Genomic DNA, 17,530 nt, shown 5'->3' with positions numbered 1-17,530 from the left:
CGTAATATCGAAACGTTGGGGACTTGCGATGATTCCTGCCCCATGGCCGGTTTTCGGCGATACGGGCAAATCAGCGAGACGTTACCTTCCGAACGTGCACCGCATTGGGCCGGATACGCCGGTCCGGACCCGCCGATTCAATCGATCAGGGTGAACGGTTTGGCGAAACGCCGTCCAGATCCCCATCCTCTGGAACCCGCAAAAGGCAGGGGAGTTCGCCTTTTAAAAATGATATTGCATAAGAATGGGGAAAAGTGGTTAATAGATCTATAGAAATATCAGAAAACAATCACGCGATTCCTTGTCGATTCCGGGACGTTTAAAAGGATGAAACCTATTCGTTTCATCCGGGCGGTGCATGCGCTGAATCCACGACCGAATGATCCGGGGCGCCCGGCCGAGCCCTGAGCTGGGACCATCGGGCGGGAGGCGGCAATCCGCGCAAGCGGCGAAGTCCAACAACTGCATCCATGAGGAGGGTCCGAGATGAAGGGAAAAGGCATTCCAGCGCCGCTGAAACATGTTTTTTTCACGGCTCTATCCATGGTTGTTCTTTCAACGGTGTGTTTGGGGCAATCGGGGCGGGAGGCGCCGCTGGTACTCGATTTCCAGCAAGGCATCAAAGCCGAGTTGACGGGTCTGGTGTTCGTCGACGAGGTCAGGGACGGGACTCGATGGATGCGGATCAACGCCGACAAGAAGGACAAGTATCGGCTCGGCATCGCCACCCTCAGGATCTCCAAGCCGGCGGGGACGAGGCTCACCCTGGCCTGTGCGGATGTGACCCTCCATTACTATCATGGGGAAAATAACGAGGTCGCTCCATGCGAAGGTCTTTCCTCGTTTGTCTCGTCAGCTGACAGCGACCGCGATATCAGTCTGAGCACCACGAACGGGCCCGGGTTTTTGAAAAAGCAGACCTCCGTTCGCGCTACGGAGGCTACGACCGTCTACATCGATGTGCTGTTTGGGTACATGGAACAGGATGTAGGTGGTGCGTGGGTTGCGATCGGACAGGTTTGTGACCGGGAAAAGGGGTTTGCCAGCTCGGGATGGAAGCCCTAGGGGTTTCCTTCGGGGAGGGAGGAGGCCCATGAGGAGCGTCTGCGTCCTGGCAGCGCTCGTGCTGCTGCTATCGCTCTGTCCCGCGGTCGAAAGATCGCTCGCGCCGGATCTCGATGTGCCCTTCGAGCCCACTCACCCCGAAGTGGTCGCGGTCATGCTGAAACTGGCCGAGGTAGGGGAGGGCGACAGGGTCGTTGACTTGGGCTGCGGCGACGGACGCATCGTGACGGCGGCGGCCAGATTGTACGGCGCGCGGGGCCGTGGTGTGGATATGGATCCAAGGCGGGTCCGGGAAGCCAGGGAAAACGCCGAATTCGATGACCTGGGCGACCGCGTACAGATAGAACAGGGCGACATATTCCAAACGGATCTTCACGATGCCACGGTGGTCACCCTGTACCTTCTCGATCCGATCAATCTTCGATTGAGGCCGAAGCTGTTTTGCGAGTTGGCCCCGGGAGCGCGTGTGGTGTCTCACGCCTTTCATATGGATGAGTGGGAAGCGGACAAGGTTGTCGAACATCCCAAGGCGAGAAATCAGAGGATATTCCTATGGCGGATTCCTGCGCAGGCTGGTGGAACCTGGAAGACCGAACTCGGAGGCATCGACGGGCCGGAAGCCGCCAGGCTTCTCCTGAGGCAGGAATTTCAGATGCTCGCCGGCGCCCTGACGGTTTCGACAGGATCCACGGCCCGGATAGACGAAGGCCGGTTGATGGGCAAGGAGATCGTTTTCCGCGCAGCGCTTCCGGACCATGATGCCATCGCCGTCATAGAGTGCAGGGGCATCGTAGAGGGAGACCACATCCTCGGGTCGCAAAGGGTGAGAAGAGGGGAGAAATGGGAAGAATACGAATGGCGCGCCGTCCGGGACCACGTGGATCTCGCCGGGAGATGGCGTATCGATGTAGCGGGGTTCCGGGGTTCGGGGGGCACGCTTGTCATCGAACGCCGGGGGGGTGATCTCAGGGCGGGTTTCATGGGCGCCGGGTCTTCGGACGAACCGGAGCCTCTCGAATCCTTTTATTCCTGGGGGGCCAGTGTTCTGTTCCAGGCAAGGGTGGACGGGCAGAATCTGAGATTCTGCGGATTGCTGGAAAAGGACCAGGGGGGAGGGGTGGTCAACAACGACGGCTGGGCGGTCGCCCGGAATTGGAGTGCGGCCAGGGATCGGGGGCTCATGCCTGAGCGTCCGGAGGAAGATCCGGCCGACGGAGCGGGCGGGGCCGACGCCGGGGATGGCCCCGGACCGGGGGGGGCGTCCGGAACCCCGAAGGTCGGGCCCGCTCCCGGAGATGCGTACACCAATCCCATCGACGGGTCGGTGCTGGTCTGGATTCCGGGAGGAGATTTCCTGATGGGTTCGGACGAGGGAAACGAGGACGAACGTCCGCGCCATCGCCAGGCGGTTGAGGGTTTCTGGTTGGGGAAATATGAGATCACCAACGCTCAATATTCGGAATTCCTGAAGGCCAACCCCGGACAGCGCGAGCCGCTTTTCTGGAGCGATCCGGCCTATTCTCGGCCGGACTACCCTGTCGTCGGGTTGACTTGGAGGGACGGCGTGAAGTACTGCATCTGGGCAGGGCTTCGGATGCCCACCGAGGCGGAGTGGGAATATGCCGCCTCCGGGGGCAAACAGCATCCCTATCCGACATCAGGTGGGAGCCTGGACAGAGGCAGTGCGGCCTTCCGTGATAAAAACGGCGGCTCGCAGCAGGCCCTATACCCAGTCGGGAGCTTCCCCCCCAATCCCTTCGGGATCCATGAAATGGCGGGCAACGCCTGGGAGTTCACCAGTTCCATGTACCGGCCCTATCCGTATTCGGGCGTGGATGGCAGGGAAACGCATGCCGATGCCGCCGAACTGATCGTGCTCCGGGGAGGCGCGGGGTCTTTTCCTGCCAGATACTGCCGCACCGCCGCACGGCAGTATTTTGCACGGCATCTTCAATATGACTTTGCCGGGCTGCGGGTGGCCAGAAGCGCGGTGGCGAGAGCGGTCGAAAAAAGGTGAAGGCAAAGGGGGCGGCGTTGAGGCCTGCGCCGGGGAAGGCCGTCCGATCATGGACCGGCGACAGTTTTCTCCCCGCCAGGCCTCCGCTCTGAGTCGATGGTCATGGCCGAATACAGGGAAGGGTGTGGGACATCCCCTTTTACCTGGAGGATGCCGCCGGCGGGTGCGCCTTGCCAAACCTGAGCGGCGTATTCGCCGGCAGTTTCCGCACCGACTCCACGTATTCCCTTGCTTCCGGTCGCCACTGCATGACCCACGTGAGCTCAATCTTGTCTCCCGGCTCTATCGCTTCCAACGATACGCCCTTGCCGGGGGTGAACGGCATGCCCATCGTGTTCATGCCCACGATCCGGCCGTCGGCGCCGCGGAAGTCGTCGATCGGCTCGTGCTTGACGAGGAACTGCGTCCCGGGCTTGCCCGCCTGCGGCAGGGAGATCACCTCGCCGCGGACGACGTAGGTCCGGGCGTCGCTCACCGCAGCGGCGGGCGGCTCGTCCGTCTGCCCGCGCGAGCAGCTTGCGGCCATGACCGCGCCGAGCATCACAATGATTCCCAAAGCCCGCATCGTCCCCCTCCTTGCTCGCTTCATGGTTCGCGAAAGTTTCGTTGGCGAACCAGCCTGCCACCGAATTCGTTGCCCGCTCACAGGTATTATCGCCAGGATTGCCGTGGTTCAAACGAGGCGCACCGGCCCCGGGTATTGCGCGACGACAGAATCCGATGTCAGCAAGGTTATGCCTTCAACCGTTGCCTGAGCCACAAGGATCCGGTCGAAGGGATCCTTGTGGATCGGTGGCAGAGTGTCCACAGCCACCGCGTGCTCGCTCGTAATCGGCAGTTCCCGGTATCCGTTGTCCAACAGACTCCGGCGCAATACCCTGGCATCGACATGAAAATCGTTCCTTCCGAGGTTTCGCTTGATCGCGATCTCCCAGAGGCCGGCGGCGCTGAAAAAGAGATCATTTTCCGATTCTTCGATCAAGGAACGCGCCACCGCCGACAGCCGATCGGGAGCACCGGCGGCCCACAGCAGCAAAGGGGTGTCGATCAGCAGTTTCATGCTTCGCCCTCAAAAAGCCGATCGATTTCATTGTCGCCCATCCGGTCAAAATCGTCCGGCACCGAAATCTGGCCGATCATGAAGCCTAACCGTTTTTTAGGTTTCTCGGCAGCAGCCTCGATCCGCGTGACCTTCACGAGGGGTTTGCCTGCCTTGGCAATGATGAAGGGCTCCCCTTTGACGGCCCTCTCAATCAGGCGCGAAAGGTTGGTTTTTGCCTCATGGATGTTGATTGTCAGCATAGAGCCCCCAATAAACTTAGTTTATCGGACTTAGTTTAGCATTTTTCGCCCGATAGCGCATTAAAGAAGGCTCCATCCCCTGAAAAAGCAGTTGGGCACCCTCGCGCGGGAACATACAATGGAACGGCGAGGGACCCCGGATGTCACTGCCGGCCGATAGGATCGGGCGGGAAGCGAAATGGGAGGGTTCGAGGGGCTCTGGATGCTGAAACAACTGCTGGGCGCGCTCGAGCGGGGGGAGACGGTGATCACGGCGACGCGGCGGCTGGCGCGCACGCTCGGGCGGGAGTACGCCTCGGCGCAGCAGGCGGCGGGGCGGGGGGCGTGGGAGTCGCCGCGGATCGTGACCTGGCCCGAATGGGTGGAGGAGCTGTGGGGGCAGCGGCTCCTGGCCGGAAGCGACGCGCCGGTGGTCCTGGGGGGCTGGCAGGAGCAGGCGCTCTGGGAACGGGTCGTGCGCGCCTCCGCCGGGGCCGACGGGCTGCTCGAGCCCCACGGCACGGCCGAAACCGCGCGGGAGGCGTGGCGCCTGGCACACGAATGGCGCCTCGATATGGCCGCGATCCGGCGCGCGGGGAACGAGGACGCGCGCGCCTTCGCCGGCTGGGCCGGCCGCTTCGCCGCTCTCTGCAGGGAGGAGGGGTGGCTCGACCGGGCGCGGCTGGCCGACGAGGTGAAGAAGGGGATCGGGCGGCTGCGCCTTCCCGCCGCGGTCCTGCTCGCCGGTTTCGACGACTACCCGCCGCAGCAGCTCGACTTTCTGAGCGCGCTGGCCGCCTCCGGCTGCACCGTCACCCGGACCGCCGTGGAGCCGGCCGGGCCGGGCGCCGGAGCCGTGCTCGTCCCCTTTCCCGACCCCGACCGGGAGCTCGAGGCGGCCGCGCGCTGGGCGCGGGCGCTGCTGGAAAGGGGGGCGGCGGGGAGGATCGGAGTGGTCGTCCACGGCCTCGCCGGACGCCGGGACCGGGTGGAGCGCGTCTTTCGCGGCGTCCTGGAGCCCGCGGCCCTCATCGAGGGGGACGCCCGGCCGTCGTCGTTCAACCTTTCGGCCGGCCGCCCGCTTTCATCCTGGCCCCTCGTCCGGAGCGCGCTCGCCCTCCTGGGCCTGACCCCGGGCGACAACGCGTGGAGCGACATCAGCGGGCTGCTCCGCAACCCATACCTCGAGGGGGCCGACCGGGAACAGGGCGCGCGGGCGGCGCTCGACCGGCGCCTCCGCCGCCGGGGGGACTTCCTGATCGCCGGTTCGAGCCTGCCGGCCCTCTGCCGCCGGGAGGGTGCGGGGTGCGCGGTGCTGGAGCGCCTGCTGCGGAAATGGCTCGAGGCGTGCGGCGCCTCGGCGTCGCCGCGGACCGCCGACGAATGGAGTCGGGCGTTCTCCTCGCTGCTCGAGGCCTTCGGGTGGCCGGGGGAGCGGCCCCTGGACAGCCTCGAGTTCCAGGCGCTCGATGCCTGGAGCGGGCTCCTGTCCGATTTCGCTTCCACCGGCCTGACCGGGGAGGCGATGGCGCGGGGGGAGGCCGTCGCCATGCTCGGGCGCATGGCCGGAAGCCTCATGTTCCAGCCCGAAACGGAAGGGGCGCCGGTGCAGGTCCTCGGCCTGCTCGAGGCTTCCGGCCTTTCCTTCGAACACCTCTGGGTCGCCGGGCTGCATGACGGGTCCTGGCCGGGGCCGGCCAACCCGAACCCGTTCCTCCCGATCGGGCTGCAGAAGGAAAAGGGGATGCCGCGCTGCTCTCCCGAGCGGGAGCTGGAATTCGCGGTGCGGATCACCCGGCGCCTCCTCGGGAGCGCGGCCGACCCGGTCTTCTCCCATCCCCTGCGGGAAGGGGACCGCGAACTCGGGCCCAGCCCGCTCGTCGCGGGGGTGCGGCGCGCCGCCCCGGAAGAAATCGAGCGGTGGGCGGGCCCGTCGGCCGAAGAGGTCATCCGCGCTTCGCGCGTCATCGAAACCCTCGTCGACGAAACGGCGCCCCCGCTCGGGGAACAGGCCCGGCAGCGGGGGGGGACGCGGGTGTTTCAGCTCCAGTCCGCGTGCCCGTTCCGCGCCTTTGCCGAACTCCGGCTGGGGGCGGAGAAGCTCGAGTCCCCGCTCCCCGGGCTGGACCCCGCGGCGCGGGGCACCCTGGTGCACGCCGTGCTCGAGGAAACCTGGAGGGAGCTGAAAACCCACGCGGCGCTCTGTTCCCGCCCGGATATCGACGAGGTCGTCGCCCGCTCGGCCGACGGCGCGATCGGGCGGTTCGAGCACGAACGGGGGCACCCGCTTCCCGCGAGGTTCGCCGCCCTGGAGCGGCAGCGGCTGCGGCGCCTGGCCGCGGACTGGCTCGAGGTCGACCGGGAGCGGGAGAGTTTCGAAGTCATCGAGCCGGAAGAGGAGAAGTACGCCGAGACGGGGGGCGTCCGCTTCCGGGTCAAGATCGACCGGGTGGACCGGCTGGCCGACGGACGCGAGATGATCGTCGATTACAAGACCGGGATCACCACCCCCCGGTCCTGGGAGTCGGACCGGCCGGAGGAACCTCAGCTGCCGCTTTACGGCACCATCCACGGGAAGCCGCTGGCCGGGGTGCTCTATGCCCGGGTCAGGGCGGGGGACCTGCGCTTTATCGGGCTGGTCGACGACGACGTGACCCTCCCGGGCTGCGAGCGGGTCGATCTCGGCGCGAAGGTCGAGCGGTGGCGCGCGGTCCTCGCCAGGATCGGCGGGGAATTCCGGGAGGGGAGGGCGGAGGTGGACCCCAGGGACGGCGACCGGACCTGCCGTTACTGCCCCCTGGGTACCCTTTGCCGCGTTTCCGAATGCCCGGTCGCCGGCGCGGGGGATGAGGGGGAGGAGGACTGATGGCCAATCCCGAAACCGAAAGCCCCGACAGCGCTCAGAGAAGGCGCGCGCTCGACCCGTCCCGCTCGTTCATCGTGCAATCTCCCGCGGGGTCGGGAAAGACGGAACTCCTGATCCAGCGGTACCTGACGCTGCTGGGCCTGGTGGAGCGGCCCGAGGCCGTGAGCGCGATCACCTTCACCCGCAAGGCCGCGGGCGAAATGGGCCGGCGCGTCATGGATGCCCTCGCCGCGGCCGCCGGGGAACGCCCCGACCAGGGGCACCGGGCCCTCACCTGGGAGCTGGCCCGGCGGGTGCGCGCCAACAGCGAGGCGCGGGGATGGCGGCTCGAGCACAATCCCGGGCGGCTCGGGATCCAGACGATCGACGCCCTCTGCGCCTCGGTCGTGAGGCGGCTGCCGTGGCTCTCCCGCATGGGGGGCGCGCCCTCCGTGGTCGAGGATGCCCGCGAGCTGTACCGGGAAGCGGCGCGGGCGACGCTCGATCTTCTCGAAGGGGGCCGGTGCGGGGAAGAGGTCGCCATCCTGCTCCGTCACGTGGACAACGATCGCCAGGCCCTCGAGCGCCTGCTCGTCGGCATGCTCGCGCGGCGGGACCAGTGGCTGCGCCACATCGACGCGGCCGAACCGGAAAAGAGCCGGGCGGCGCTGGAGCGTTCGCTGGAAAACGTGGCGCTCGACGCCGTCGCCGCCGTCCGCGGGGCGGTCCCGGACCGGTGGGCCGTGGAGATGGCCGCGATCGCGGCCGAGGCGGGACTCCACCTCGAGGAGGCGGGGAGGGAGGGAGCCGCCCTGGCGTGCGTCGGCCTGGCCGGACCCCCCGGCGCGGACCGTCTCGACGCCTGGCTCGGGATGGCCGACATCCTGCTCACGAAGGGGGGGGCCTGGAGAAAGAGCCTGACCGTCGCGAACGGGTTCCCCTCGACGGACAAGCCGCTGAAAGAGCGCTGCGGCGGATTGATCGAGACCCTTTCGGCGAGCGAGGCGGCGCGCCGGGCCCTGGACGAGCTCCGTCACCTCCCCGACCGGCGTTTTTCGGAGGAGCAGTGGCGGATCCTGTCATCGGTCGTGAAGCTGCTGCCGGTCGCGGTCGGCCACCTCGACGGCATCTTCCGCGCGCGGGGGGCGGCCGATTTCGTCGAGGTCGCGATCGCCGCCCGCAGGTCGCTGGAAGGCTCGTCCGGCGCCGGCCCCGATCAGCGCGTCGAGCATATCCTGGTCGACGAGTTCCAGGACACCTCCGTCAGCCAGCACGCGCTCCTGGCGGCGCTGACGGCCGGGTGGCGGCCGGGCGACGGGCGGACGGTCTTCGCCGTGGGGGACCCGATGCAGTCGATCTACCGCTTCCGCGAGGCGGAAGTGGGGCTTTTTCTCAAGACCCGCCGGGACGGGATCGGCTCCGTCCCGATGGAGCCGATCACGCTCGAGGCCAATTTCCGGTCGGCCGCGGGCGTGGTCGGGTGGGTGAACGACACCTTCCCCGGCGTCATGCCGGAGGAGGAGGAGATCCCCACCGGCGCGATACCGTTCAGCCCCTCGGCGGCGGTGCGCGGGGCGGGGGAGGGGCCCGCCGTCACCCTGCATCCCTTCATCGGGCGAGACGACGAAGGGGAGGCCGCCCGGGTGGTGGAAATCGTCCGGTCGGCCCGGGACCGGGGGGACAAGGCCGCGATCCTGGTCCGCTCCCGCTCCCACCTGGCGTCGATCCTCCCGGCACTCGAGGCCGCCGGGGTAGGGTTCCGGGCCGTGGAGATCGAGCCGCTGGCGCTCATGAGCGTCATCGGGGACCTCGCCGCGCTGACGCGGGCGCTGATCCACCCGGCCGACCGCATCGCGTGGCTCGCCGTGCTGCGCGCCCCGTGGTGCGGGATGACGCTTGGGGAACTCTGCGCCGTCGCGGGGAACGATCTCCAGGCGGCGGTCCGGGACCTCTCGCGCGACGAAGGCGTGACGGCGGCGCTCGGCGCCGAAGGACGCTCGCGGCTCGCGCGCGTCACCGCGGCGCTCGAGAGGGCGCGGGGGATGCGGTCGGCGTCGCTGCGCGCCCGGGTCGAGGGGACGTGGCTCGCGCTCGGGGGGCCGGCATGCGCCTCGAAGCCGGAAGATATCGAGAACGCCGGGGTGTTTTTCGACCTCCTCGAGGAGATGGACGACGGCGGCACGCTCGACATGGAGCGGTTCGAGCAGCGTATCGGGGAGCTCTACGCCCGGCCCGATCCCGGGGCGGACGACCTCCTCGAGATCCTGACCATCCACAAGGCCAAGGGCCTCGAGTTCGACGTGGTCGTCGTGCCGGGCCTCGGCCGGCCGCCGAACCATGACGAAGCGCGCCTGATGCTGTGGCTCGAGCGCCCCCGCCTCGCCGATGCCGAGGCCGACCTGCTGTTGGCTTCGCCCGGCGCCGCCGGCGCCGAACGCGACAGGACCTACGATTACCTCAGGCGGATCGAAGGATTGAAGTCGGCCCACGAGACGGGGCGCCTGCTCTATGTCGCCGCCACCCGGGCCCGGTCGGAACTCCACCTGCTCGGGCATGCCGGGTTCAAGGAGGGGGACGACGGGATCGAACTGAAGGAGCCGGCCTCGGGATCGCTCCTCGGTTGCCTGTGGCCGGCCGCGCGGGGGGCGTTCGAGGAGGCGGCGGCGCGGTACGCCCCGGCCGAGGTCGACGGCGGGGCGCCGCCCCCGGCGGGGCGGGTACCCCGGCCGATCCGCCGCCTGGCGCCCGGCTGGGCCCTGCCGGTCCTTCCGGCCGCGGTCGAGGGAACGGCCGCGGAGCCGGGGGAGGCCGGGGAGGGCCGGGTGAGCTTCCACTGGGTCGGGGACACGCTGCGGCACGTCGGCACCGTCGTGCACCAGGCGCTCAGACAGATCGCCGAGGGGGGAGCGTGGACGGAGGACACGGTCAGGGGGCGCGTGCCGTCGTTTCGCTCCGCCCTCGCCTCCCTGGGGGTGCCCCGGGAGGAATGCGCGGCGGCGGCGGACCGGGTGGCCGCCGCGCTGGCGGGGGCGCTCGGGGACGAGCGCGGGAGGTGGCTGCTCGGGCCGCACGGGCTGGCGGCGTGCGAATACGCCCTCAGCGGCGTCGTCGAGGGGCGGGTGGTCGGCGCGCGGATCGACCGGACCTTCGTCGACGAGCGGGGCACGCGGTGGGTCGTCGACTACAAATCCAGCCTGCACGAAGGGGCGGGCGTCGACGCGTTCCTCGACAACGAGTGCGCCCGCTACCGCGGTCAACTCGAGAGATACCGCAAGCTGTTCGGGATGCTGGAGGAGCGGCCGGTGCGCACGGCCCTCTACTTCCCCCTCCTGGGCGCCTGGCGCGAGGTCGAATAGCGCGAACCGGACCGTCGGGAGCGGTCTGCAGCCTCTCCCCAGTCAGGGTCGAACGCTTTTCAGGACCACCCTGCCGAACTCCATGCAGTCCGCGCGCTTCAGGTTGTCGTTGTCGGGATGCGAACTGATCATGGCGCGGCTGTCCGGCTCGACCAGTTCCTTGGTCACCCTCCCCGGAAACACCTTTCCGGGCACGTCGCCGGCCGGGCAGAGCTTTGCCAGGATATTGTCGATGTAATTGGTGTGCTCCTGCGGCCCCGGGGGAAGTCCCCGGTTGTTGCAGGCCGCGAAAAACCCGCGCACCTTGCCTTGAAGGACGCTCCTGTTGTCCCTCAAATATTTTTCCATCAGGGGGTGAATGGTGAAACTTCGTATGGAACTGCCCACGATGATGTGATCGAACCCCTTCAGATCGGGATTCTCCCGGACGTCGAAAGCGTCGGCGATCCCGCCCATCCCTTCCGAAATCCACACCGCGGCGTCTCGCGAGGTTCCGCACCAGGTGGCATACAATACGGCCCATTTTTTATCCGAGGGATTCGGGTAATACTCGAGGGCCCACGCTTTGGGAGCGACCGAGAGGAACGCTCCGCTCAGCCCCAATTTCAAAAAAGTCTTCCTGTCCATTCTGGATACCTCATGCCGATAGTTGACGAAATCTTCGCAGTGGCCCGCCCACCCCTCTCAGTATTCCAGAAACGCCCCGTGATGCCTACCCTGTTGCGCCCGCCTGGAAAATGGGAGACGGGTGCGCCGTCGCCCCCTTTTCCGTTTTTGCGGCGGCGTGTCGAGGGGGGGCTGTGCTATCCTGTCGGCCATCGGGGGGGACGGACATGAAACTTCTGGCGGTCAACGGGAGTCCGAGAAAGAGGTGGAACACGGCGACCCTGCTCGAAAAGGCGCTGGAGGGGGCGGCCGCGCGGGGGGCGGAAACCGGACTGGTTCATCTCTACGATCTCGATTTCAAGGGGTGCGTGAGCTGCTTTGCGTGCAAGACCCCGGGGGGCGCGAGCTACGGGCGCTGCCCGATCGAAGACGGGCTCCGGCCGCTGCTCGAGGAGGTCCCGCGGGCGGATGCGCTGCTCCTGGGGTCGCCCGTCTACCTCGGGTCGGTCACGGGGGAGATGCAGTCCTTCCTGGAGCGGCTGATCTTCCCCTACCTGACCTACACCGATCCCCCGGCGACGCTCTTTCCCAAAAAGATCCGCACCGGATTTATCTACACCATGGGTGCCGGCGAGGAAGCGGCCCGGCAGCGGAGCATGGAGGCGAACTCCCCCGCCCACCGGTTTCTGCTCGAGCTTGTGTTCGGGGGCGCGCGAGAGCTCTGGAGCTACGACACCTACCAGTTCGAGGACTACGGCAAGGTCTACGCCCCGCGTTTCGATCCCGGGAAGAAGGCCCGGCGCCGCGCGGAGGTTTTTCCCGAAGACTGCCGCCGGGCGTTCGAACTGGGGGCCGGACTGGTTTCCTGACCCGGCGGGACGGTACGGGCGGCGGGAAGGTTTCAGGGGACGCGAGGGTTACGTTCGAGGTTCACATGGAGGCGGGAATGAAGAAAATATGGATCACCCTTTTTCTGGTCGGCGCCTGGGCGCAGCTGGCGGTTTCACAGATTCAAACGGTCAAGGTAACGGGCGGGGAGGTCGAGGGCATCGTCGCCGACGGCCTTTCGGTCTTCAAGGGGATCCCCTTCGCCGCGCCCCCGGTGGGGGAGCTGCGCTGGAAGGCGCCCGCGCCGGTGGCGCCCTGGACCGGCGTCAAGAAGGCGGACGCGTTCGCCCACGCCTGCATGCAACCCCCCAACTCGCAGGGGAACACCGCCCCGGTCAGCGAGGACTGTCTCTACCTGAACGTGTGGACGCCGGCCGAAAAGGCGGGCGATAAGCTCCCGGTGATCGTCTGGATCCACGGCGGGGGGTTCAGCGGCGGCTCGACCAGCATCCCCATGTACGACGGGGCGGGCCTGGCCAAAAAGGGCGTGGTTGTGGTCAGCGTCGCCTACCGCGTCGGCCCGTTCGGGTTCCTCGCGCACCCGGAACTCAGCCGGGAGAGCGGCCGGGGGTCGGGCAACTACGGCCTCGAGGACATGATCGCGGGGCTCCGATGGGTGAAGGAAAACATCGCGCGATTCGGGGGGAATGTCTCGAACGTCACCCTCTTCGGCCACTCTGCCGGCGGGATGGCGGTCAACCAGCTCGCGGCTTCCCCGGTCGCCAAGGGGCTGTTCCACCGTGTCCTCTGCATGAGCGGGGGGTCGTTCGCCCCGCTCCAGACCTCGGCGCAGGGGGCGCCGGGACTGGGCATCCCGGCGCTCGAACTCGCGGAATCGTCGGGAAGGGCCCTGCTCGAGAAGCTGCGAGTCGCCGACATCCGGGCGGCGCGCGCGCTCGGCGCCGAGGAGATCCAGAAGAACGCCGCGGGAAGGTTCCGGCCGGTGGCCGACGGGTACGTCATCCCGAGCGACCTCTATTCGATCTACCAGGCGCGCCGCTTCAACGACACCCCGATTTTGCTCGGCATCACCTCCGACGAGCTGGGAGGGTTCGGCGCCCGCGGCCCGGTCACCCCCGAGCAGTTCGAAAAACAGATCCGGTCGCAGTACGGCGCCGCGGCCGAGACGATCCTGGCCGCCTACCCGCACGCCACCGACGCCGAGGCGGCCCGCTCGACCAAGGAGGTGTCGCGCGACAGCCAATTCGGCTGGAGCACCTGGACCTGGGCGCGGCTCCAGTCCGCGAAGGGGAAGGGGAAGGCGTACACCTACTATTTCGATTACCACGAGCCTACGGCCGAGGGATCGGGGCACGGGAGCGACCTCCCCTACGCCTTCAGGACCCTGGGACCCGGGCGGCAGGGAGAGCCCAAGCCGGAGGATCTGAAACTCTCCGACCTGATGAGTTCCTACTGGGTCAACTTTGCCCGGAAGGGGGACCCGAACGGGCCCGGACTGCCCGCCTGGCCCGCATTTATGGAAAAGGACCAGAAGGCGATGGTGTTCGACGCGGCGCCCGGCGCCCGCCCGGTCCCGAATCTGGACAAACTGAAGGCGTTCGACGCCTACTTCTCAGGGCTCAGGGAGGCGAAGTAACCGGCCGGCCGCGGGGCGGGTTCAGGGCCTCCCGGCCCCGGACCCGCCCCTGAGACTGTCAACACCTACCTGCCGGCCATGGCCACGGCCTGGGTGCTATCCCCGGATCTGTTACCGGCCAGATAGATCCCCTGGTGGTTGGCAAAGCTGAGTCCGCGTTTCCAGTTGGGATAGAACCAGGTCTCCAGGGCGAGCGGCTCTCCCATCATCCGTTTGGAGAAAATCAGGCCCGAGGAAACGTCCTTATCCTCGCGGCTGGCGTAAATTCCCTGGACCATCCCTTCCCAGCGTTCGCGGTCCAGGCTGTAAACCATCACGACATTACGGGAAACAGTTCCCGGGGTCAGCCGGATGTAATAGCTCCCCGCCGGGAAAACGAGATCTCCGATGCGGAACGACTCCTGCATCGTCACCGTCATGGGCCAGTTGGCTTCGCCGGCTCCCTGGGCGAAAGCGGCCGGGGCGGCGGCTCCCAGCAGGAGCAGGAGCGCAACCGAGATCACCAGTTTGTGAAGGTCATTCATACGATCCTCCTTTCCCTTAATCAATTATGAATTTTATTATCATTATTGTGATAAACATTCAAGATTGAATTGGATGGGGAGGATATTTTTTGGACCTAAAGAAGCCTGGGAGCAGGGTCAGACCCCTACTCACCATCGCCGACCAGGGGGAGGACCCGGTCGACCGAGAAATGGACGAGGTACCGGGTCGATTCCGGCTTTCCCCCCTCGGCGGGGCAGCGGCGCCGGAGCTCTTCGATCAGGGGGGAGTTTACCTCCTCCCGGGTCTTGGTGAGATAGAGGCGCCGCCCCGCGTAGGCCTCGCCCGATTCCATGAAGAGATAGACCGCGTGCGGGTTGGACTGCAGGTTGTAGTGCATCAGCCGATCGGCCATGATGAAGGCGACCGAGTCCTCCCCGAAGAAGTGGGGACGGGCATAGACGGCCGCGGTCGGCCGCCCGGCCGAATCAGCCGTGGCCATGACCCCCCGGCCCTGGGCTTTTTCGAAATATTCGCTCAACAGCATGGCGCTCGCTCCCTGGGAAGGGGAGGGGGAAACCGGTTTCCCCCTCCCGGTCGGTTCGTGATTCCGCGGTTCTGCCGCGCTGCCTCCGGTCAGCCGCAGGCAACCGCTACCGCGCGGTTTCCGGAATCGCGTTGGGGGGCGGATCGATCACGATCGGCTTGCCGGTCAGGTTGACGCTGATCGTGTGGATCCAGCGATATTTCCCGTTCACCAGACGGAACAGGTGGGAATCGGGCATCCCCTCCTTGCTGTCGCCGAAACGGCAGAAAACGTTGACCGTCCCCATCTCCTCATCGACCACGTAGGTGCGGTTGACGACGAACATCTCCCCGAGCGGCGCCGGGATCTGGCAGGTGTCCCTCGGTTCGTTCTTGGGATTGGTGTAGGCCCCCCCCTCGAGCCGGGCGCACGGGGTCCCCCAGGGGGGGCGGATCCCCTTGTCGAGGAAGACGAAATCAAAATACTGGTTCCCGGCGTCGATCAGTTCCTGACGGCTGACCCGATCGTCAGGCTCGAGCACCGGCCAGTCTTCGGCCTTCGAATACTTCAGGTAATCCGCGGCGTTGAAGAGCCAGTCGTCCTGGTCGCTGACGAGGCTGTCGATTTCGGTGATCTTGCCGCTTTTGACCGCTAGGCGGGTGCCCAGCACGTAGGGGTGACCCCCTTCGGTGACGATCACCTCGGTGAAGGTCTTGCAGCGCGGAACGTCGTAGATGCTGATGGTGTGCGCGATCGGCAGCGCGGTGTTCCACAGCCCCTTCTCCCTGGTGGTGGGGATCATGTTTTCTTGGAACTTCGCCTTGGCGTCCAGCGACATCCTGGAGATGTCGCCCGAGGTCTGGGCGGCGAGATAGCTCTCGACCGCCGCCTGGAGCATCGGCCGGGTGCATTCCTGCGCGTAAACCGCGCCGGAGCCGGCGAGCAGGATCGCCAGACTGATCATTGTACGGATCATGGAACCTCCTTTGGATTCAGTTCGCAACATCAAGATCATTTGAAGGCAAGAGTGCGCCTCCAGGAGAACGCGCGACGGCGATCAACCCGTATTGGTTACGGCAGCATTCTTGCCCAAGCGGATGCAAAAAGCAATCTCCTCCATGCCCTCGGTGTTTCCCGCTTGTGCCGCGGCGGATTAGGCCCTATAAGTTTTCCTTGAACGGGAGGGTCGTCATCGTGAAACCGAAACGGAGCACCACCGGAACCTCGAGTCGAAGGGAATTTCTTACCGGCACCGCCGCGGGCGCGGTCGCCTTCGGCGGGCTGCTGCGAGGGCGGCCGGCCCGGGCCGCCGCGCCCGGGGACGCCGTCCTCTCCCCCGGGCGGGCGCTCGAGACCGACGTGCTCGTGGTCGGGGCGGGGACGGCGGGACTGGCCGCCGCAGTCTCGGCGGCGGAGGCCGGGGCCCGGGTGGCCCTCATCGACAAGGCGGCGACCTTCACCGCGCTCGGCGGGGACAACACCGCCATCGGCAGCCGGCTGCAGAAAGAGCTCGGTATCGAGATCGACATCGACGAGGTGGTCGGAGCCCTGATGCGCTGGGGAGGGAACAAGCCGGACGCGCGCCTGATCCGGCTCTGGGCCCTCAACTGCGGCCGCGTCATGGACTGGATCCTCGGCATGACCGACGCCGCCGGGCTGCGGGCCGGGCTCTGGATCCCCACCGAGCTGGACGCGACCGCCGCCCGCATCGACGCCTGGCCGCGCCCGACCGGGTTTCCGGCCGGGTGGGACTACCGGGCCGAATCGACGGTGGAATACCCGACGGCCCACCGGTGGAACGAGGGGGCCCACCAGCGGCTGCTGCTCGAGGTGCTGGAGCAGAACGCCCGGAGCCGCGGCGCCGGCGTCTTCTACGAGACCCGCGCGGCCGAGCTGCTGGCGGGCGCCGGGGGGCGGGTCACCGGCGTCCTGGCCGAAACGGGAGCGGGCGATTACGTCCAGATCCGGGCGCACAAGGCCGTCGTGCTCACCACCGGCGATTACGGGAGCAACCCGGAAATGATGCAGAGATATTGCCCGCAGGCGGCCGCGCTCGCGGCCTCCCGGGCCAACCTCAAGCGCGTGCTCGGCGTGGCGCACAACACGGGGGACGGGCACCGCATGGCGATGCGGATGGGGGCCGTCATGGAACTGGGGCCCCACGCCCCGATGGCCCACATGTTCCACGTCATGGGGACCGACGCCTTCCTGCGCGTCAACCGCTACGGCGAGCGGTACGAGAACGAGGACGTGGACACCCAGAGCCTGGCCAACCAGTGCCTGCAGCAGGGGGGGTATTGGGTGGTGTTCGACGCCGGCTGGCCGGAGGACGTGCCGAAGATGGGCCTGGGCTTCCGCCGCGTCTGGCGACCCGACGAGGGGACCAGGAAGAGGTTCCAGTCGCAGCTCAAATCGGGCCAGATCCTCCAGGCGGCGTCGATCGGGGAACTGGCGGCGAAGATGAAGGTGCCCCAGGAGCGCTTCCGGGCGACCATCGAGCGGTACAACACCCTCGCGCGCGAGGGGCGGGACCTCGATTTCGGCAAGCGCCCCGACCGGCTGACGCGCGTCGACCGGCCGCCGTTTTTCGCCGGGTGGAGCGACACCCCCGATTTCCTGGCCGTCATGGGAGGCCTGGTCGTCAACCCGCGCCTGCAGCCGCTCGACGAGCGGGGGAGGCCGATCGCGGGCCTCTACCTGGCGGGCAACACCGTGGGCCGCCGCTTCGCCAACGACTACCCCGTCATCCTCCCCGGCCTCAGCCACAGCATGGCCTGGACCCACGGCTACCTCGCAGGCAAATGGGCCGCCGCGGAGAAGGGCTAGACGGGGCGGTCTGCCGCCCGTTCGGCCCTGCAGGAACGGG

At 67.2% G+C, this 17,530-nt stretch carries 14 protein-coding genes; 7 read left to right on the top strand and 7 right to left on the bottom strand.

The genetic code is table 11. The annotated features are described in order from the left end of the window. Positions 1 to 486 precede the first annotated feature (486 nt). Both GXY47_15625 and GXY47_15620 read left to right on the top strand, forming a co-directional pair. Positions 487 to 1,065 carry a hypothetical protein gene (locus tag GXY47_15625; GenBank protein ID NLV32572.1) on the top strand — a complete coding sequence of 193 codons (579 nt, stop codon included), beginning with the start codon at positions 487 to 489 and terminating at the stop codon, positions 1,063 to 1,065. A gap of 28 nt (positions 1,066 to 1,093) precedes the next feature. Continuing rightward, positions 1,094 to 3,082, top strand: coding sequence for an SUMF1/EgtB/PvdO family nonheme iron enzyme (locus GXY47_15620; GenBank protein NLV32571.1), 1,989 nt, complete (start codon positions 1,094 to 1,096; stop codon positions 3,080 to 3,082). Between the two features lie 139 nt (positions 3,083 to 3,221). Here the strand turns inward: GXY47_15620 and GXY47_15615 are convergent, their stop codons facing one another. The 3 genes from GXY47_15615 to GXY47_15605 all read right to left on the bottom strand — a co-directional run bounded on the left by GXY47_15615 (position 3,222) and on the right by GXY47_15605 (position 4,384). Next, complete coding sequence (locus tag GXY47_15615; GenBank protein NLV32570.1) at positions 3,222 to 3,647, bottom strand: hypothetical protein; 426 nt, start codon at positions 3,645 to 3,647, stop codon at positions 3,222 to 3,224. A 108-nt stretch (positions 3,648 to 3,755) separates the two neighbouring features. Next, positions 3,756 to 4,142: a type II toxin-antitoxin system VapC family toxin gene (locus GXY47_15610; GenBank protein ID NLV32569.1), complete on the bottom strand. Its 387-nt coding sequence runs from the start codon at positions 4,140 to 4,142 to the stop codon at positions 3,756 to 3,758. Beyond that, a complete protein-coding gene (locus GXY47_15605; GenBank protein NLV32568.1) occupies positions 4,139 to 4,384 on the bottom strand; it encodes a type II toxin-antitoxin system prevent-host-death family antitoxin in 246 nt (81 codons plus the stop codon). Before GXY47_15605 ends, GXY47_15610 begins: the two co-directional genes overlap by 4 nt. Positions 4,385 to 4,562: 178 nt before the next feature. Here GXY47_15605 and GXY47_15600 point away from each other — a divergent pair, with 178 nt between their 5' ends. Together GXY47_15600 and GXY47_15595 are read left to right on the top strand one after the other, a co-directional pair. Continuing rightward, a complete protein-coding gene (locus tag GXY47_15600) occupies positions 4,563 to 7,229 on the top strand; it encodes a hypothetical protein (GenBank protein NLV32567.1) in 2,667 nt (888 codons plus the stop codon). Next, positions 7,229 to 10,564, top strand: coding sequence for a UvrD-helicase domain-containing protein (locus tag GXY47_15595; protein NLV32566.1), 3,336 nt, complete (start codon positions 7,229 to 7,231; stop codon positions 10,562 to 10,564). The genes GXY47_15600 and GXY47_15595 overlap by 1 nt, the downstream gene beginning before the upstream one ends. Positions 10,565 to 10,606: 42 nt before the next feature. On the opposite strand, the gene GXY47_15590 is transcribed toward GXY47_15595, so the two are convergent. Continuing rightward, a complete protein-coding gene (locus tag GXY47_15590; GenBank protein NLV32565.1) occupies positions 10,607 to 11,191 on the bottom strand; it encodes a hypothetical protein in 585 nt (194 codons plus the stop codon). 206 nt (positions 11,192 to 11,397) lie between these two features. On the opposite strand from GXY47_15590, the gene GXY47_15585 reads away from it, so the two are divergent. Both GXY47_15585 and GXY47_15580 read left to right on the top strand, forming a co-directional pair. Continuing rightward, positions 11,398 to 12,039 carry a flavodoxin family protein gene (locus GXY47_15585; GenBank protein ID NLV32564.1) on the top strand — a complete coding sequence of 214 codons (642 nt, stop codon included), beginning with the start codon at positions 11,398 to 11,400 and terminating at the stop codon, positions 12,037 to 12,039. 77 nt (positions 12,040 to 12,116) lie between these two features. Further along, positions 12,117 to 13,655, top strand: coding sequence for a carboxylesterase family protein (locus GXY47_15580; GenBank protein ID NLV32563.1), 1,539 nt, complete (start codon positions 12,117 to 12,119; stop codon positions 13,653 to 13,655). Positions 13,656 to 13,720: 65 nt separating this feature from the next. Here GXY47_15580 and GXY47_15575 read toward each other — a convergent pair whose 3' ends face one another. The 3 genes from GXY47_15575 to GXY47_15565 all read right to left on the bottom strand — a co-directional run bounded on the left by GXY47_15575 (position 13,721) and on the right by GXY47_15565 (position 15,640). Next, positions 13,721 to 14,179, bottom strand: a complete 459-nt coding sequence (locus GXY47_15575; protein ID NLV32562.1) for a hypothetical protein — start codon at positions 14,177 to 14,179, stop codon at positions 13,721 to 13,723. A gap of 125 nt (positions 14,180 to 14,304) precedes the next feature. Continuing rightward, positions 14,305 to 14,685: a pyridoxamine 5'-phosphate oxidase family protein gene (locus GXY47_15570; protein NLV32561.1), complete on the bottom strand. Its 381-nt coding sequence runs from the start codon at positions 14,683 to 14,685 to the stop codon at positions 14,305 to 14,307. Positions 14,686 to 14,791: 106 nt separating this feature from the next. Further along, positions 14,792 to 15,640 carry a hypothetical protein gene (locus GXY47_15565; protein NLV32560.1) on the bottom strand — a complete coding sequence of 283 codons (849 nt, stop codon included), beginning with the start codon at positions 15,638 to 15,640 and terminating at the stop codon, positions 14,792 to 14,794. Positions 15,641 to 15,858: 218 nt separating this feature from the next. Here GXY47_15565 and GXY47_15560 point away from each other — a divergent pair, with 218 nt between their 5' ends. Beyond that, a complete protein-coding gene (locus GXY47_15560; GenBank protein NLV32559.1) occupies positions 15,859 to 17,490 on the top strand; it encodes an FAD-binding protein in 1,632 nt (543 codons plus the stop codon). The last annotated feature ends 40 nt before the right edge of the window (positions 17,491 to 17,530 follow it).

It is taken from the genome of Acidobacteriota bacterium, assembly GCA_012729555.1.
Taxonomy (GTDB): domain Bacteria; phylum Acidobacteriota; class UBA6911; order UBA6911; family UBA6911; genus UBA6911.
Note: the sequence above shows the minus strand (reverse complement) of the source record. Positions and strands in the feature narration are given on the sequence as shown.

Excerpts from the sequence above, each read along its gene's own strand:
- GXY47_15590 (NLV32565.1), bottom strand. The coding sequence starts at position 11,191 with ATGGACAGGAAGACTTTTTTGAAATTGGGGCTGAGCGGAGCGTTCCTC.
- GXY47_15625 (NLV32572.1), top strand. The coding sequence starts at position 487 with ATGAAGGGAAAAGGCATTCCAGCGCCGCTGAAACATGTTTTTTTCACG.
- GXY47_15565 (NLV32560.1), bottom strand. The coding sequence starts at position 15,640 with ATGATCCGTACAATGATCAGTCTGGCGATCCTGCTCGCCGGCTCCGGC.
- GXY47_15600 (NLV32567.1), top strand. The coding sequence starts at position 4,563 with ATGGGAGGGTTCGAGGGGCTCTGGATGCTGAAACAACTGCTGGGCGCG.
- GXY47_15570 (NLV32561.1), bottom strand. The coding sequence starts at position 14,685 with ATGCTGTTGAGCGAATATTTCGAAAAAGCCCAGGGCCGGGGGGTCATG.
- GXY47_15580 (NLV32563.1), top strand. The coding sequence starts at position 12,117 with ATGAAGAAAATATGGATCACCCTTTTTCTGGTCGGCGCCTGGGCGCAG.
- GXY47_15620 (NLV32571.1), top strand. The coding sequence starts at position 1,094 with ATGAGGAGCGTCTGCGTCCTGGCAGCGCTCGTGCTGCTGCTATCGCTC.
- GXY47_15605 (NLV32568.1), bottom strand. The coding sequence starts at position 4,384 with ATGCTGACAATCAACATCCATGAGGCAAAAACCAACCTTTCGCGCCTG.
- GXY47_15575 (NLV32562.1), bottom strand. The coding sequence starts at position 14,179 with ATGAATGACCTTCACAAACTGGTGATCTCGGTTGCGCTCCTGCTCCTG.
- GXY47_15585 (NLV32564.1), top strand. The coding sequence starts at position 11,398 with ATGAAACTTCTGGCGGTCAACGGGAGTCCGAGAAAGAGGTGGAACACG.
- GXY47_15610 (NLV32569.1), bottom strand. The coding sequence starts at position 4,142 with ATGAAACTGCTGATCGACACCCCTTTGCTGCTGTGGGCCGCCGGTGCT.
- GXY47_15595 (NLV32566.1), top strand. The coding sequence starts at position 7,229 with ATGGCCAATCCCGAAACCGAAAGCCCCGACAGCGCTCAGAGAAGGCGC.
- GXY47_15615 (NLV32570.1), bottom strand. The coding sequence starts at position 3,647 with ATGCGGGCTTTGGGAATCATTGTGATGCTCGGCGCGGTCATGGCCGCA.